The sequence below is a fragment of the Nannocystis pusilla genome, from assembly GCF_026626665.1.
Classification (GTDB): domain Bacteria; phylum Myxococcota_A; class Polyangia; order Nannocystales; family Nannocystaceae; genus Nannocystis; species Nannocystis pusilla.
In genome coordinates, this window is the sequence record NZ_JAPNKE010000002.1 from 622,693 (window position 1) to 639,264 (window position 16,572).

The 16,572-nt window shown below is 70.4% G+C and carries 10 protein-coding genes and 1 pseudogene; 5 read left to right on the top strand and 6 right to left on the bottom strand.

From position 1 onward, the window contains the following. The first annotated feature begins 93 nt into the window (after positions 1–93). On the top strand, positions 94–825 hold the full coding sequence (locus OV079_RS02970) for a hypothetical protein (RefSeq protein ID WP_267766101.1): 732 nt from the start codon (positions 94–96) through the stop codon (positions 823–825). Here OV079_RS02970 and OV079_RS02975 read toward each other — a convergent pair. Beyond that, entirely contained in the window at positions 796–1,980 is a 1,185-nt protein-coding gene (locus OV079_RS02975) for a DUF7107 domain-containing protein (protein WP_267766102.1), read from the bottom strand. The genes OV079_RS02970 and OV079_RS02975 overlap by 30 nt on opposite strands. 1,255 nt (positions 1,981–3,235) lie before the next feature. Between OV079_RS02975 and OV079_RS02980 the strand changes: the two genes are divergently transcribed. Beyond that, positions 3,236–4,756: a cytochrome-c peroxidase gene (locus OV079_RS02980; RefSeq protein ID WP_267766104.1), complete on the top strand. Its 1,521-nt coding sequence runs from the start codon at positions 3,236–3,238 to the stop codon at positions 4,754–4,756. Between the two features lie 211 nt (positions 4,757–4,967). On the opposite strand, the pseudogene ligD reads toward OV079_RS02980, so the two are convergent. After that, positions 4,968–6,904: pseudogene (gene ligD / locus OV079_RS02990) on the bottom strand (DNA ligase D). 619 nt (positions 6,905–7,523) lie between these two features. Between ligD and OV079_RS02995 the strand changes: the two are divergent. Together OV079_RS02995 and OV079_RS03000 are read left to right on the top strand one after the other, a co-directional pair. Further along, positions 7,524–9,170: a serine hydrolase domain-containing protein gene (locus OV079_RS02995; RefSeq protein WP_267766107.1), complete on the top strand. Its 1,647-nt coding sequence runs from the start codon at positions 7,524–7,526 to the stop codon at positions 9,168–9,170. A 105-nt stretch (positions 9,171–9,275) separates the two neighbouring features. Next, on the top strand, positions 9,276–10,652 hold the full coding sequence (locus tag OV079_RS03000) for a right-handed parallel beta-helix repeat-containing protein (protein WP_267766108.1): 1,377 nt from the start codon (positions 9,276–9,278) through the stop codon (positions 10,650–10,652). Between the two features lie 27 nt (positions 10,653–10,679). Here the strand turns inward: OV079_RS03000 and OV079_RS03005 are convergent, their stop codons facing one another. Together OV079_RS03005 and OV079_RS03010 are read right to left on the bottom strand one after the other, a co-directional pair. Then, positions 10,680–11,213 (bottom strand): putative immunity protein, encoded by a 534-nt coding sequence (locus OV079_RS03005; RefSeq protein ID WP_267766109.1) that lies wholly within the window; start codon positions 11,211–11,213, stop codon positions 10,680–10,682. Positions 11,214–11,403: 190 nt separating this feature from the next. Further along, on the bottom strand, positions 11,404–13,350 hold the full coding sequence (locus OV079_RS03010) for an IgGFc-binding protein (RefSeq protein ID WP_267766110.1): 1,947 nt from the start codon (positions 13,348–13,350) through the stop codon (positions 11,404–11,406). Between the two features lie 233 nt (positions 13,351–13,583). On the opposite strand from OV079_RS03010, the gene OV079_RS03015 reads away from it, so the two are divergent. Then, positions 13,584–14,270, top strand: a complete 687-nt coding sequence (locus OV079_RS03015; RefSeq protein ID WP_267766112.1) for a glutathione S-transferase family protein — start codon at positions 13,584–13,586, stop codon at positions 14,268–14,270. Between the two features lie 163 nt (positions 14,271–14,433). On the opposite strand, the gene OV079_RS03020 is transcribed toward OV079_RS03015, so the two are convergent. Both OV079_RS03020 and ald read right to left on the bottom strand, forming a co-directional pair. Continuing rightward, positions 14,434–14,751 (bottom strand): hypothetical protein, encoded by a 318-nt coding sequence (locus OV079_RS03020; protein WP_267766113.1) that lies wholly within the window; start codon positions 14,749–14,751, stop codon positions 14,434–14,436. A gap of 507 nt (positions 14,752–15,258) precedes the next feature. Then, positions 15,259–16,374, bottom strand: coding sequence for an alanine dehydrogenase (gene ald / locus OV079_RS03025; protein WP_267766114.1), 1,116 nt, complete (start codon positions 16,372–16,374; stop codon positions 15,259–15,261). Positions 16,375–16,572 lie beyond the last annotated feature (198 nt).

The window sequence follows — 16,572 nt, forward strand, 5'->3', positions numbered from 1 at the left end:
GGGACGTCAGGCCCCGGCCGGTAGCGATGCATTCGCCCGCGCATATTCGCCGACGGTCGAGGCCGATAGATCATCACCTGAACTTCGAGCCATGTGAGTTCGGGCCAGCAGATCCTGGCGGCGAGCGGGCGAAGGTCGCGCGATTGCGCGCGGGCGAACGCGAATCGACGCGGCACCAGGACGACGCGGCGCAGGCGTGCCGGCGAGGCAGGCCACCTATTAATAGGGAATGCGATCGATGCCGCGGGCGTCGACAATTCGGCGTCGTACACGTCGGGGCGCAGTCATTGCGACGAGGGACGACGCGGTGTCGGATCGCGGTCGGACGAGATCGCCGGGCGGGCTCGCGGCCGTCCCGGCGGGACGACGCGGCCTTCGGGGATCGATCCGGACCGCGATCGCCTCATTCGCGATCGGGGCGTCAGCGACGGAGTGCTGAACTTCGCCGGCGCGGAGATCGGCGCGAGCAAGGCCGCCGGCGTCGATCCGCCGGACCTACACGTCCCCTCCGTCGGGATCGAGGGTCGCGGCGCGGGCGAGGACGACGAAGCCGTCGCCGCTCACGAGGCCGTCGACCACGGCACCGCCGTACGGGTGTTTTCCGACGAGCGCCCCGTCGCGGCGGTGGAGCCCGACGGAAGGGGCGGGCCAGCACCTGTGGCAAAAGGTTTGGGTGCCGCCGACGAGCTTCCAGGTGCCCGCGGACTCGTCGGCCTTGCCGACGGCGACCATGCTCGCGCCCGCGGTGGCGAGCGCTTCACCGAGGGTCGCCTGGGCGGGCTGGAGCGGCGCGTTTCAGGCGACGCTGCCTCGGCGAGGTCGTGACGGCGCACGACGAGCCGGGCGGCGAGGTCGGTGAGCCGCGGGCGACCGAAGGGATCGTCGCGTCTGGCCCGAAGACCAGGTCGTCGAGCGCGGCCAGGTCCTCGAGGTTCGCCTCGGTGAAGCTCCGCCGCTCGTCGCCTCGGAGTCGAGGCGACGAGCGATGAGGGCCGTCTCTTCGTGACCGTCGAGGTCGATGTCGCCGGCGTCAGGTCCGTTCGATCGCGGCGGTCTGGGCCGGCGCCGCCGAATCGGGGCGCCGAACCGCGAGGGGAGCTGCCGGCCGAGCGTCAGTAGCAGTGAGGATCGTAGAAGCGGGCGTCGCCGCCGCACACCTTCTCCTGGCAGACGTAATCGATGCAAATATAGTACTCGGGGCAGTCGGAGTCGTACTTGCACGAGGTCGGCGGGTCGACGCAGACGTAGTCGACGCAGATCTGGTCGCCGTAGCAGTCGGAGTCGTACTTGCACGAGGTCGGGGGTCGACGCAGACGTAGTCGACGCAGATCTGGTCGCCGTAGCAGTCGGAGTCGTACTTGCACGAGGTCGGGGGTCGACGCAGACGTAGTCGACGCAGATCTGGTCGCCGTAGCAGTCGGAGTCGTACTCGCACGAGGTCGGCGGATCGACGCATTCGTAGTCGACGCAGATCTGGCCGTCGTAGCAGTCGGAGTCGTAGGTGCACTCGGGCGGCGGATCGACGCATTCGTAGTCGACGCAGATCTGGCCGTCGTAGCAGTCGGAGTCGTAGGTGCACTCGGGCGGCGGATCGACGCACTCGTAGTCGACGCAGATCTGGCCGTCGTAGCAGTCGGAGTCGTAGGTGCACTCGGGCGGCGGGTCGACGCACTCGTAGTCGACGCAGATCTGGCCGTCGTAGCAGTCGGAGTCGTAGGTGCACTCGGGCGGTGGGTCGACGCATTCGTAGTCGACGCAGACCTGGTCGCCGTAGCAGTCGGAGTCGTACGTGCATTCGGGGGGCGTCGGTGGGTCGACGCATTCGTAGTCGACGCAGACCTGGTCGCCGTAGCAGTCGGAGTCGTACGTGCACGGATCGTCGTCGGGGTGCGGATTGCAGTCGCACGTGGGCTCGGTCCACGGGATCGCGAGGCCCAGGGTGAGCGCGGTCAGGAGGATACTGGTTTGATTGAATAGCATGTTGCTCTCAGCTCTTTCAGCTCGTTGACGTGTGCTCTATGGCAGGTGCGTCGTCGAGGGCAAGTCTGAGGGGGACCGCGGTACGAGCAAAGGCGCCGCCATGCGCCCGAGCACAGCAAGCTCGTGGATCCGCGAGCGTGCCAGTGGCCCGGAACCGGCCTGAATCGAGCCTTCAGCGGCAGATTGGGCGGGGCTGCGCCTCGACCGGATGCTGTCCGGCCCGCCGGCGACGGTGTCGCCGATGCGGCGCGTGAACAGAGTTTCGGCGCCCTCCCCGTGAATCGAGCAATGAGTCACAAGGCGCCTGGTGGCAGACGCCCGGGATCCGTGAAAACCCCGGGTCACTCCGCGTTCGCCGGATGCGCCTTTGGCGCCTGCTGGGATGGAAGATTTTCTCGGATTTGCACGGGCCGCGGACCGGAAGCGAGCGCGGATGGTGGCCGGTTCGCTGCCGGGCGCGAGCTCCTCAGGCCCCGACAGTCGGCGAGCGCGACCGTGGCGCGGCGAAGGGGACGGCCGTCGGGAGCGGCTGCCTGAGGCGTCGAGGAGGCGCGCCAGCTCGACTGCGCCGGGCTGGGGCTCGACCGCGGGTCGTGGCTGCCGGCGCGACCTCGGCAGTGCGCCGGGTCCCCGCCCCGGCGCTGATGCGCCTCGCTCGAGCGCGTCCCGACCCGCGCCGTCATCACCCTGGCGGCCCGCTCGATCCGGGCCGGCGCGTTGCGTCGGTCCTGATCGTCGCGGGGCAGCGCCGGAGCGGACGTCTGCAGCGAGGGCGCGGCCGAATCGTGATTGCACCGCGGGGCAGCATCACGACCGCGCCTGATTTGTGGCCGCTGCAGGTCCGCATCGAGCATCCGGCGAGTGTCGACAGTCGAGATACGCAGGCGTCGTGTCATGCCGTCCCATCCGCCCGGGCACGGCGTCGCGCGGGGGAGGGTGCCATGAAAGCCCCGGGCTTGTGACGCGCGCGTGTGCCGGCGAGCCCGCGATCGTCGGCGCAGCGCGAGGGGTGACCCTCGCGAATGCGATGGGCACGATCCGCGACGGTGGCGGCGCACACTTTCAGCGATCGCAGTGATCTTCAGGCGCGCGAATCGGCGGAGCGAACGAGTCCGGCAAGCCTTTTGGCGCCGTCTGGACGCGGACGTCCGGGTGACAGCGAGCACGCCCGCCGCTTGCTCGGGTCGGAGAGTGCCTGCATCGTCGGAGGGCCAGCGGTTGATCGGATCAGTGTTGCACGGAGGTAGATCTCGGGATGACGACTCCTATGAACATCCTCATGAGCGGGGCGCTATTGGCGGGTCCGCTCGCAGGGTTTTTACAGTGCGAGAGCGTCGAGGTCGACGGCGAGCCAAATGTCGTCCTCGACGACGTCGCCGACGACGTCGAGGCGTTCGCCGCCGCCGACGAGCCGGCGGAGGTACCCCTCGAATTGCTGTTCGACGACGAGGTCCCGCCCGGCCGCTCGTTCGGGCTGCAGGAGCTGAGCCTGAAGCAGCTGGGCAAGTTCGTCTTCTTCGACAAGATATCGAGCCCCAAGAACAAGCAGGGCTGCGTCAGCTGTCATGACCCGGCCGCCGGCTGGACGTTCGGGGTCGACGCGATCAACAAGTCGCAGGTGGCGGCCCCGGGCGCGGTGCCGGGCGCGGTGGGCTCGATCAAGCCGCCCAGCAACGCCTACGCGCGCAACATGCCGCTGCAGCTGCAGTGCCCGCCCTTCCTCTTGCCCTGCGGCGGCGTGTTCTGGGACGGCCGCGCGGAGGGCAACGTCGTGCCGCTGGTCGCCGGGGCGTCGCCGCACGTCGGCCTCGAGGTCTTCAAGAGCAGCGCAAACTTGGAGGGCCTGTTCGCGCAGTTCCTGGGGCCGGTGGCCGATCAGGCGCTGCAGCCGTTCCCGAACCCGGTCGAGCAGAACATCGGCGAGAAGGAGGTCTGCAACCATGTGGCGAAGGCCCCGTATTCGCTGCTCTACAAGCTGGCCTGGGGCGAGAAGATCGACTGCAGCAACGCCGGCTTCCTGCTCAGCTTCAAGCGGATCGCGGTGGCGCTCGCGGCCTTTCAATCCTCGAGCGAGGTCAACTCGTTCAGCTCGAAGCGGGACATCGCGCTGGCGGCGGAGATCAAGAAGGAGGGCGCGGACGTGGCGTTCCCGCTCCAGGGCTTGACGGCCCAGGAGAACCTCGGCCACGAGCTGTTCTACGGCAAGGCCGGTTGCGCGCTCTGTCACAGCAATACGCCGGTGTTCGTGATCGAGGATCCCAACAAGGCCGGGCTCGACCCCGGCGAGCTCTACACCGACGCCGCCTATCACAACATCGGCGTGCCGCGGAACGCCAAGATCCCCGGCCCGCTCGGCAGTCCGGGCCTCGGCGCTCGCTCGGCGCTCCCCGCCCAGCTCGGCTTTCACAAGACCCCGTCTCTGCGCAACGTGGACAAGCGCCCCTCCAAGAGCTTCGTCAAGGCCTATACCCACAACGGGTGGTTCAAGAGCCTGGAGGCCCTCGTCCACTTCTACAACACCGCCGACGTGAGCAGCGACGGTGCGACCGCCGCCAAGTTCGGGATCACGCGGTGCGACCCGAGCAAGCCGGACTGGACCCAGGCGGAGGCGCTGGCGGCCAACTGCTGGCCCGCGCCGGAGGAGCAGGGCACGCTCGCCATCGGCTTCCTGATCGGCGACCTCGACCTGACCGTCGCGGAGGAGGCGGCGATCGTGGCGTACCTCAAGACGCTGTCGGACACCAAGACGGTCAAGCCGCCCAAGCTGCTCAAGTGAGGGCTGCGCTCGCGCCTCGCGGGCGGCCTGCAGCGCCCCGGGCAGCCCGCACGGGCTCGGCGCCGGGTGGCGCCGGCATCGGTCCTAGCGCCGGTTCGCGAGGTGCTCCTTCACCCGCTCGACCGAGGTGCCGACGGCCTCGACCGGCATGCCCGACTCATGCTGAGTCCGCCGCGGACCGCCGGCGCCCGCGAATGCCACGAGGATCCGCTCAGCGTCGGCGGCCGGGACGACCGAGCTGCGCGGCCGCGGCCGCGAGCGTCTGGTCGTTGCGGTAGTCGGCCCAGGGGTCGCCGCGGCGCGCCCGCAGCCGGGCGGCGAGGTTGAAGATGTTCCACTGATCGCCGGCCGAGAGCTTGTCCAGCTCCGACCACGCCACTGGCACGCTGACGCCGAGGCCCGGCCGGACGCGGGCCGAGAATGCAGCGACCGTCGTCGCCGTCCGGCCGTTGCGCAGGTAGTCGACGAAGATCCGGCCGCGCCGGTTGCGGGCCCCGCTCCTGGCCACGAACAGCGCGGGCAACGTGGCGGCCAGGTGCTCCGCGACGTCGCGCGAGAATTCCTTCACCGGGTCGTACGACCAGGTCGGTCGCAGCGGCACCACCACGTGCAGGCCCTTGCCGCCGCTGGTCTTGAGGAAGCTGCGCAGGCCGAGGAGCTCGAGGATCCCCTTCGTCAGCCGCGTGGCGTCGCGCAGCGAATCCACGAGACGCCCTCGCCGGGATCGAGGTCGAAGATGACGCGATCCGGACGATCGATGTCGGCGACGGTCGAGTTCCACGTGTGAAACTCGACCACGTTCATCTGCGCGGCGGCCACGAGGCTCTCGGCGCTGGCGATCTCCAGCATCGGCGCGTGGCCGGGCCGCAGCGAGGGGCTGAGCTGACGCACGCCCGGGATCCGGTAGTTCTCGTTGTGCTTCTGGAAGAACTGCTCGCCGGCGACGCCGGTCGGCGCGCGGACCATGGAGACCGGGCGGCCCGCGAGGTGGGGCAGCATGTGCTCCGCGACGGCCTCGTAATAGCGGACCAGGTCGAGCTTGGTCGCGCCGCTCGACGGATCGATGACGCGTTCGGGGTGCGTCACCTTGATCGTCGGCGCGGCCCGGCGCGCGGCCCGGGCGCTCGTCGATTCCACCGCTCGCGGCCGCTCGCGGACGATCGACGCCGGGTCCTTGTCCGCCCGCAGGCCGCGGAAGACCGGGTGGCGCACTCGCCCTTCGCTCGTCCACTCGCTGAACGACACCTCGGCGACCAGCACGGGCCGCACCCAGTGGCCCCGGACCTCGCGCGGGCGGTCGTGGAACGGCGAACGATCGACCTCGATCGCCTTCAGCTCGGCATCGATCGATCGCAGCAGCGCCTCGTCGAAGCCCGTGCCGACCTTGCCGGCGTAGACGAGGCGGCCCCTGTCGTCGTGCACGCCCAGCAGCAGCCCGCCGAAGCCGGTCCGCCGGCCCTTCGGCTCGGTGTAACCGCCGACCACGAATTCCTGCCGCTGCGTGCATTTGAGCTTGATCCACGCGGACGAGCGGGCGGACGTGTAGAGGCTGTCGGCGCGCTTGCCGATGATGCCCTCGAAGCCGCCCTTGCACGCGTCCGCGAGCAGGCGATCGACCGGGCCCGCGAGCGTCTCGCTGTGGCGCACGTGCACGCCCGGGCGCGCGGCGCCCAGGACCTGTTTCAACAGTCGGCGGCGCTCGACCAGCGGCTCGCGCCGGAGGTCGTGGCCGTCGAGGTAGAGCAGATCGAAGGCGAAATAGACGATGTCGCGGCTGCCGGCGCCGTCGAAGGCCTGCTGCAGGCGCTGGAAGTCGGGCCTGCCCTTGGCGTCGAGTACTACGATTTCGCCGTCGAGCCAGGCGGACTTCAGGCCGAGCGCGGCGAGCTCGTCGCGCAGCGGCCCCATGCGCGCGGTCCAGTCGTTCCCGTTGCGGGTGAACAGGGCGACGTCGTCGCCGGCGACCCGTGCGAGGACGCGGTAGCCGTCGAACTTGGCCTCGTAGACCCAGCCGGGACCGCGCGGCGGGGTGGACACGGCGGTGGCAAGCTGGGGCAGCAACTTGGCCGGGAACGGCGCGCTTCGGCCGAGCGAAACCGCGCTCGTGGTCCGCCGCGGGCTGGCCTTGCGCCGGGTCGCTTTCGCCATCGCGCGAAAGTGTGGAGACCCCCGGGGAGGGCGGAATGCACCCCGCGGAGGCGCCCGCGCAGCGACGATTCGGCCGATCGCGCGGGTGAAATCGCGCGCTCTCGCCAATCGGCGCAATCGGCGGCGCAGCGCCGCCCGGACGCTGAGCGAATGTGCGCAGGGCGATATCGCGTATCATGCGAGTGATGTCGCGCGCCCGGCGGTTCGGCGCCGCGCGTGCGCGGGGCGAATGTGCGCGAGGCGATATTGCGCCTCGGGCGAGTGAAGCCGCGCTCTCGGCGGTTCGAGCCGCTCGTGCGCCGAGCGAATGTGCGCAGGGCGATACCGCCCGGCTGCCCCCGTGTCGATGGCTCCATAGGTTGGGAGCATCCCCCTGCCAGCAATCAGGCACAGGCGACATTCGGCCATGCGCGACGAGCAGGAATCCGCTACTGACGGCCGACGATTCGACGCGCGGGAACGGGTCGCGCCAGCTCCGGGAGTCGCGAGACCTTCCTGGCGGATGCCGAGAGCGGGCCTGCGCGATGCAGGCGACGGCGCTCGCGGGCCCTGTCGGCGCGACCTGCTGCCGGTTATCGTGCCTTCGGTTCGCGTCGTGCGACCGCTCGCGGAGAGATGCATGCGAAGATTCTCGAGCTTCCTCCTCACGACCGTCGCGCTGGCCTGCCAATCGCCGCAACCTGCGGCCGAGTCCGGCGCCGAGCGCTCCGCAGCGAACGCCGCACCCGCGGTGGACGCCGCGTCCGCAGCGAGCACCGCGCCCGCGCCGAGCACCGCACCCGCGCCGGACGTCGCGCCCTCGCCGAGCACCGCGCCCGCGCCGGACGTCGCGCCCGCGCCCGTCGACCTCCCCGACTCGCGCATCGGCGTGTTCACGCGGGCATGGCTCGATGCCATGAATCAGGGCGATGCCGCGGCGCTGCGGGCGTTCCTGGCGCCGCGGATCTCCCGGAACATCCTCAAGTTCGGGCCGCTCGAGCAATGGACGGATTATTTCGTCGCGCTGTCCGAGCAGAGCGGTGGTCTCGACATCATCGCCATCGGCCCGCAGCCGCCGCGGCCGACCGACATGGCCTTCACCGTCCGCTCCCGTCGCGGGAACCACTACGCGATGGTGCATCTCATCCTCGACGAGCGCGACGCGCTCCACGACTTCTTCGTCCTCCCGAAGCCGTTCCCCGGCGAGACCGACCCCGACGCGCTCCCCGTCGTCGCCATGAGCGAGGCCGAGGTGGTCCAGGCGATCGGCCGCCGGGTCGACGGCCTCGCCGCGGCCGATCGCTTCTCGGGCGCCGTGCTGGTCGTGAAGGGCGACCGCGAGCTCGTGCGCCTGGCCCGGGGCCGCGCCGAGCAGGCGTTCGCCGCCGACAATCGCGTCGACACGCGGTTCAACCTCGGGTCGATGAACAAGATGTTCACCGCCGTCGCGGTCGCTCAGCTCGTCGAGCGCGGTACGTTGAACTTCACCGACAGCCTCGCCCGCGCGCTGCCCGACTACCCGAACCGGGAGTTCGCCGGGCGCGTCACCGTTCACCAGCTGCTCACCCACACCTCCGGCATCGGCGGGGACATCTTCGCCCCGCCGGTGTACGAGCACCGCGACCGCTACAAGCGCGCCGCCGACTACATCCCGCTGTTCGCCGGCGAGTCGCCCGACTTCCCGCCCGGCGCCCGCTTCGGCTACGCCAACCCGGGGTTCATGACCCTGGGGCGGATCGTCGAGCACGTCTCGGGCGAGGCCTATGACGATTACGTGAAGACGCACATCTTCGCGCCCGCCGGCATGCACGCCACCGCCGCCGTCGCCTGGGACGAGGTCGCGCCGAACCTCGCCGTCGGCTACGGGCGCGAGGACTCCGATCCGCTCGGCCTCCGGCCCCGCCGCACCAACGTGTCGTACTTGCCCTTCAGCGGCACCCCGGCGGGCGGCGGATATTCGACCGTGATCGACCTCGTGGCGTTCGTCCGCGCCCTTCGCGGCCACGTCCTCCTCGGCGAGGCGATGACCGAGACGGTCACCGGGCCCAAGGTCGAGGCCCCCATGTTCGGCCCCGAGGGGCGCTACGGCTACGGCTTCTGGACCCGCGTCGTCGGCGGCAGGGAGGTCCGCGGCCACGGCGGCGGGCACCACGGCATCAACGGCCAGCTCGAATTCTTCGCCGACGGCAGCTATGTCGTGGCCGTGCTCGGCAATCACGACCCGCCGGCGGCCATGAGCCTCGCGGGCGAGATCGTCGAATTGCTGGCGGTGCAGCCCCGCGAGTGACCGCCGTCGCGAGCGAAGCGCGAGGCACGGTCGCGTCTCCGCCCTCGTCGATGGCATTCGCGGGTCGATTCCACGCCGTGGTCGGGCTGTCGGCCCCGGGCTCGCGTGATAGATTCCGCCGATGCAACGGCACCTCGCACCCCTGCTTCAATCGGACTCGTCGTCGCCCTCGGCGGCTGCAACTCGGGCACGGCGAACAGCGGGACCCTGACGGACGGCGGCGCGACGACCGACGGCGCGAGCGACGGGACGACCCAGGGGTCCGCGTCGACCGACAGCCCCACCGCCTCGACGACCGCGAGCGAGAGCGAGAGCGAGACCATCACGACCACCGCGGGGACCACGAGCACCGGCGAGAACCCCACCACCACCGAGGGGACCACGAGCACCGGCGAGACCGCGGGGACCACCGAGGGGACCACGAGCACCGGCGAGAGCACCACGACCGAGGGGAGCACCACCTCCGCGGTCAGCGACAGCGAGGGGACCACGAGCACCGGCGAGAGCACCACGACCGGCGAAGACACCACGGCGGGCACGACCGACGGCGGGACGACCGGCGACGTGCCGGAGTTCGTCGCCGAGTGCGACGACGACCCGGCCAACCCGGTGATCGTGACGGTCTCGCCGAACGTCTCCGCGCGCTTCCCGACCATCACCTCGGGCCTCGCCGCCGCCAGCGACGGCTCGGTGATCGAGGTCTGCCCCGGCACCTACAGCGACAAGATCGAGGTGACCGTCTCCATCACGCTCCGCGGCGCGGGGGCGGACAAGACGATCATCGACGGCGGCGGCTTCCACTTCGACCTCGACGCCGGCAGCGCGGTGGTCGAGGGCTTCGGCTTCACCGGTTGCAACGCCAAGGTCCCGAACGGCTGGAACGTCGCCTCGAGCGGCGCGATCACCATGAACGACACCTACGGCGTGCAGGAGAGCCTGACGGTCCGCGCCTGCCGCTTCTTCGAAAACAGCGCCGAGTACGGGGCCGCGATCCACGTCTCGGGGTCGAACAACGGCGGCAAGAACCCGGACATCTACATCGAGGACTCGGTGTTCGAAAACAACACCGCGACCGGCGAGGGCGGGGCGATCGCCAGCTACGGGCGGGTTCATATCAGCGACTCGAGCTTCGTCGGGAACGTGGCCAGGACCGGCGGGGCGCTCGCGCTGTCCTATGGCTGCACCAGCGAGAGCGTCTGCGACATCACCAACACGGTGATCAAGAAGAACCACACCACGGGCGCCAGTCAGTACGAGGGGGGCGGCGGGATCTTCATCGACGATTGCGGCCTCAACTGCCTCGGCGGCTTGACCGTCGTCGACTCCGACCTCGGCTTCGGCGCGTCCGAGGAGAACACCAATTACCAGGACCTGCCGGAGGACGTGCTGATCAACGACGGCGGCGACCCGTGGAACCGCTACGGGTGGTACTATAATGATGTGTCGTTCGTCTGCTCCGACGGCAACTGCGAGATGCCGTGAGCGCCGCGGATCCGCGGGCCGCGAAGATCAGGCGCGCAGGGCGGCGTCGAGGTGGCGGATGAACTCGCCCACGCGCCCGCCGCCGGGGGGCGCGGCGGGCAGTCGGCCGAGCACCGCGGTGACCGCCGGCGGCGCGTGACCACGCGCCCACTCGAGCGCGGCGGCGCTGACCCGAGGGTCTCCGCCGGCGGCCAGCTCTTCGGCGCGTGCCGCATGCGCTGCCGCCCCGAGGATGTGCTTCACCTGATGCGCGCTGGCCTTGGGATGGAGGTACGCGGCGCCGGCCGCATGGCTCGCCGCTCGCGCCGCGTCGGCCGCGGCGGGCGAGGCTGCATCGCGGGCCGCCTTGAACGCCGCCCAGCCGTGCTGCCGCAGCGCGCCCGTGCGTCGGCCGCCGCGAGCGAAGGCGTACGCCGCCTCGATGGCGTCGCGCAGGCGCGCGTCCGCGGGCAGCTCTCGCTCGAAGAGCGCCAGGACCCTGCGCGCGCAGTCGGCCGCGTAGCCGGCGATCTCTCGCAGCTCGGGCTCGCTCAGCGCGATGGCGTCGGACTCGGTCGGCACGGCGCGAGCTTGCCACGGGCGCGTCGCATCGCGCCATCCCGCGAGCTCGAGCCGCGACCCTCCGCGACCGCCACGTCGGGCGGCGGCTCGAGCAGGTCGACGCCCCGCGAGCGGTGCGTCGACCTTCGATCTGCAGGCGTCGCGCGCCCTGGAGGCTCCACGTCGAGCCTCCAGACGCGGCGAGCCGGGCTCACTGCGGGATGACGTCGAGGTCGAGGCCGCCGGGGTACCAGTAGCTGCCGTAGTCGATCACGCCGTACACGCTGATGCCGACCTTGTTGTTCGAGGTGACGGTGTGGCTGCCGTTGCCGGCGTTGCTGAGCTTGACGTGGGCGAGCGAGTAGCCGCTGGCGCCGATGGCGGCGAAGTTGTTGACCGCCGCGCCGTCGACCTGGACCATCGAGTTGTTGGGCGCGATGATGTCGACGAAGTTGGCCGACCAGGCGGTCTGGGCGTAGAAGAGGTAGCTCGAGCGGAACTGCTCGCTCGGCACCGCGACCAGCATGGCCGGATCGGAGGTGCCGAAGTTGGCGCCCTGACCGACCATGTACTCGGTGACGAGGATCTTCTTGTCGGCCTCGACCACGTACTTGTTGGTGCTCTGGGCCAGCTGGACGAAGTCGCCGGCCTTGGCCAGGACCTTGTTGCCCGGCTGGTCGGGCGTGAAGGTCAGGGTGGTGTTGTCCTCGCTGGCGACCACGCGGACGATGACGGCCTTCTCGAGCGCGTTGTTGGGCACCTGCACCGGCGGGGCGACGATGTACTTCTTGGCCAGCGCCTCGATCGGGAACATCGACTCCTCGAGGTGATCGCAGGCGACGGTGCCGATCGGGACCTGCGTGCAGTCGTGCCCGCCGATCACCTGGATCGGCTTGTTGGCGGTGACGATGGTGCCGGTCGGGTCGCCGCCGTTGGCCGAGGTGATCTGCAGGACGTCGCCGTCGTCGAGGGTGATGTTGTTGCCGTTGCCCTGCGCGTCGATGCCGCCGCCGGCCTGGGTCGGCACGCCGTTCTTCGGCGCCTTGACGTTGACGACGGTGCCGTCCTGGTGCGCGGTGATGGCGATGAAGCCGGGGTAGGGGTTCCAGTGGGTCCAGGCGGCGGCGAGGTAGTTGCCGGTCCAGGTGTTGACCGGGAGCAGCAGCGAGGCGTCGTTGGTGACGTCGGCGTTGAGCGGGTTGAACTGGTAGACGGTGACGGGCTGGGTCGAGCGCAGGCGGTAGGCGCCGTCGGTGACCTTCACGGTGGGACCTGTCCCTCCGGTCAGCTGGGTGACCCACGGCAGCGTGATCACGGCGACGCTGTTGGCGGCCACCATCTGCTGCGCGACCTGGTTGGGCCCGCGGTGGACGGTGACGGTCGCCGCGTTGGCGGTGGTGTTGGCGACCGCGACCGCGTAGGGGTTGCCGGGACCGACGTAGACGTCGAGCTGCTGGGTGACGGTCGGGTAGTACTCGCAGCCGATGTACGAGGTGCCGAGGTTGGCACAGGCGCCGACGCACTGGCCGAAGTTGGCGTCACACGCCAGGCCGAGCAGCGGGTCGCAGCTGTCGCCGGCGACCCACTCGCCCTGATCGTTGCAGACCATGACCTGGTCGCCCTCGCACTTGCTGGTGCCGGGCTCGCAGGCGACGCAGCCGAGCGGCTCGGCGCACACCTCGGCGCACGGGGTCTCCGACTTGAAGCCGCCCATGCCGTCGCAGATCTTCTCGACGTTGCCGTCGCACTGCAGCGTGTCCTCGGCGCACGGCTGGGGACCCGTGGTGCTGGTGGTGGTGGTGTCGTCGGTGGTGCTGGTCGAGGTGCCGGGGCCGTCGGTGGTGCTGGTCGAGGTGCCGGGGCCGTCGGTGGTGCTGGTCGAGGTGCCGGGGCCGTCGGTGGTGCTGCTGGTCACCGGGCTGGTCGTCGAGGTCGTGGTGTCGCTCGAGTCGCTGACGCCCGAAGCCTCGGAGGTGCTGGTGGTCGGCGCGGAGGTGGAGCCGGTCGGATCTTGCGTGTCGCCCGTGTCCTGGGTGGTGCTCGGGTTGGTGCTGATGCTGACGGTGGCAGTGACGTTGCCGGTGCCGTCGTCGCCGCAGCCGGCGAGGGTGGTGAGCAGGGCGGTGGCACAGAGGTGGCGCATTCCAGGGCGGAGCATGGGGATGTCGGTATCACGACCCGACCTGCGACTCCATCCCAGCGGATGCGTACTGCGCTCGGAAATATGCGGTCGGCTCCCGCGCTCGCCACGGCAGGGGCCTTTCGAGCCCGCAAGGGGCGATGCGCTTCGCTCGGACCGAGGCCGAGGGAGGATCCCCTTCAGGTGAAGCGCGGGTCGCCGGCCTGGACCGGTCGCGTCGGCCGGGGGAGAGGAGGTATCTTCGCGCCGCCATGAAGCTGCTCAACTCCGACCTGTCGCCGTTCGCCTCGCGCGTGCGGCTCGCCATCCACGCGAAGTCGCTGCCGGTCGAGATCGCGCCGGCGGGCATGTGGCTGCCCAGCGGCCAGAAGTCGCCCGACTACCTGGCGCTCAACCCGATGGGCAAGGTCCCGACCTTGATCCTCGACGACGGCAGCGCGCTCCCCGAATCCGACACGATCGTGGAGTACCTCGCCGATGCCTTCCCGCAGTCCGGCCTGCGCCCCGCTCGCCCGCAGGACGCCGCCCGCGGCCGCCTGCTCGCGCGGGTGTTCGAGCAGTACGTGATGGCCGCCAGCTGGTCCGGCCTGTTCGGCCAGCTGTTCGCCCCGTCGCCCGATCCGGCGGCCGTCGACGCGGCGGTCGCGAAGATCCACGAGGGCCTGCGCCACCTGTCGCACTTCATGAGCGACGAGCCGTTCGCGGTCGGCGACTCGATCACCACCGCCGACTGCGCGCTGATCCCCTTCCTGACCTTCCAGAACCGCCTCACCCGCTTCTTCGGGAAGGACGACGCTACCGCCGAGCACCCGCGCCTCGCGGCGTACCTGGACCGCGTGGGGCGCGACCCGGCCGTGCAGACGCTGCTCGCCGAGATGCGCAAGGGCCTCGTCGGCTCGCGCATCGCCATGCTCCTGCGGCCCGACGAGCTCGCCTGAGTCCCGCGTCCCGACAGGACGGGCCCCGCTTCCGGCCCGCGCGCTCGGCGTCGGCGGCGTCGGCGACCTGCTGGGCCCGGATCCACGCGGCCGACATGCCGCCTCGTGAGGCGGCATGAGCGCGACTTGGAGGCGCTGCGAGCGTGACGCCTCGGAGAGGCGTTCACTCGTCGGAGACGAGCGCCGCGCACATCGCCCAGATCTTGAATCGGATGGCTCTGGTGACATCGTGATTCATTGTTGCGACTTGCCAGCCGTTTCCCTCGGGCGAGTTACCCCAGACGTCGAGCACGCCGACGTCCGGATCGCTCAACTGGTAACCTCCCCCGGCGACCTGCTCGTCCGCTTCGCAGGAGACCTGCCAGACACAGCTCGTGGCAGGGGCACACGTGAAGTTTTGGGAGCGCTGCTCGATCTTCAGCGCACCGCGGCGCGCAGGGCCGGACCCTTCGCCGAGACCGAATCGGGCCGGCGGCTCCACGTCGTCGGACGGTGAGCGCGCGCTGCTCGCCGTCCCGCGGGGCGAGCACGACGAGCGCGAACAGGATGCTCGCCGAGCATGCGGTCATCGCACTGGGAAGCGGTGCGAACATTTCCTGTCCTTCGTAGGATTCGGCTCCAGCGCCCGCCGGCGCTCCGAGCTTCGATCCAGGATGGGGCTGACATGCGATGTGTCGAGCAGACTCTTCCGCAATATTCGCGCCCGTCGTGCGAAGGCGCCGGGTCGGCGGAGGATCCGTCGCGGTCGTCGCCGGCGACTGCAACCATGCGCGCGGGGGCCTCTCTCATCGAGGTGTCGGCATCAAAACGGCACCTGCAGACACGAGGGGGTTCAGGCGGCCGCGGCCGCCCGTGCGCGGCCGGTCGCCCGTCTCCGATGCGGGCGTCGGCGGCGCCGGCCTCGGTTGGCCAACTTGCCCGAGCTCCCTGCGGACCGATTCGATCCGGAGACCTCGAGAACATCCTCCCTGGAGGTCGGCCGACGCTCTCATCGGTCGTCCACGTCGAGGTCGTGCCAGGGGTAGCCCAGCACGGCCGCCACTGCCTCGCAGGTCACCTCACCGCGGCATATGTTCACGCCGCGGCGCAAGTTCGGATCGCGGGTCACCGCCTGGCGCCAGCCCTGGTCCGCGAGGGCCAGCACGAACGGCAGGGTCGCTTGCGTGAGCGCGAAGGTCGAGGTCCGGGCCACGGCGCCGGGCATGTTGGTCACGCAGTAATGCACCACTCCGTGCTCGACGTAGGTCGGCGCGAGGTGGCTGGTCGGTCGCGACGTCTCGAAGCAACCGCCCTGATCGATGGCCACGTCCACGACCACGGCACCTGGCTTCATTCGAGACACGGTATCCCTGCTCACGAGAGTCGGTGCGGCCGCGCCCGGCAGCAGCACCGCACCGATCACGAGGTCGGCCGCGAGCACCGCCTCTTCGACAGCGTCCGATCCGGCAGCGCGCGTGACGATGCGGTTGCCGTAAAGCGCGTCGAGCCGGCGAAGTCGGTCCACGCCGCGATTGAGGACAGTGACACGGGCGCCGGCGCCCACGGCCATCTGCACCGCGTTGCTACCCACGACCCCTGCGCCCAGCACGACCACGCGCGCAGGCTCCACGCCCGGTACGCCGCCCAGCAGCACGCCCCTGCCGCCTCGTGGCAGCTCGAGGTGGGCCGCGCCGACCTGCACCGACATTCGACCCGCAACCTCGCTCATCGGCGCCAGCAGGGGCAGTGTGCCGTCAGGGCCGGTCACGGTCTCGTAGGCGATGGCGATGCACCCGGATTCGACCAGGGCCTGCGTCTGACGCGGATCGGCAGCCAAATGCAGGTAGGCGAACAGCACCTGGCCGGGGCGCAGCATGGACCGCTCCTCCGGCTGTGGTTCCTTGACCTTGACGACGAGCTCCGCCTGCGCGAACAGTTCCGCGGCCGAAGGCACCACCCGCGCGCCGGCGGCGAGATACTGCTCGTCCGTCAGGCCGATGGCAGCGCCGAGACCGGCCTGCACCACGACCGCATGGCCGCGCGCGACCAGTTCGTGGGTGCCCGCCGGAGTCAGGCCGGCGCGGTACTCGTGAGCCTTGGTCTCCTTGGGAACGCCGATCAGCATGAGCACCTCTTTGCCGCGAAGGGCGGGCCGTAGCGCTCGTAGCGCTCGCTGCCCACAATGGGATGGACGAGTTCGCAGGCGCCTGACCGCGAGATTGTGGCTCGGTCCAGGGAAACTGCACCCGGGACCGCAGCCGCTCGGCGCTCCGGGTCGATGAGATCGTCGATTTTCACGATGCCGAGCAGGGAGCGGCCTGGC

Excerpts from the sequence above, each read along its gene's own strand:
- OV079_RS02975 (WP_267766102.1), bottom strand. The coding sequence starts at position 1,980 with ATGCTATTCAATCAAACCAGTATCCTCCTGACCGCGCTCACCCTGGGC.
- OV079_RS03010 (WP_267766110.1), bottom strand. The coding sequence starts at position 13,350 with ATGCTCCGCCCTGGAATGCGCCACCTCTGTGCCACCGCCCTGCTCACC.
- OV079_RS02995 (WP_267766107.1), top strand. The coding sequence starts at position 7,524 with ATGCGAAGATTCTCGAGCTTCCTCCTCACGACCGTCGCGCTGGCCTGC.
- OV079_RS03015 (WP_267766112.1), top strand. The coding sequence starts at position 13,584 with ATGAAGCTGCTCAACTCCGACCTGTCGCCGTTCGCCTCGCGCGTGCGG.
- OV079_RS02980 (WP_267766104.1), top strand. The coding sequence starts at position 3,236 with ATGACGACTCCTATGAACATCCTCATGAGCGGGGCGCTATTGGCGGGT.
- ald (WP_267766114.1), bottom strand. The coding sequence starts at position 16,374 with ATGCTGATCGGCGTTCCCAAGGAGACCAAGGCTCACGAGTACCGCGCC.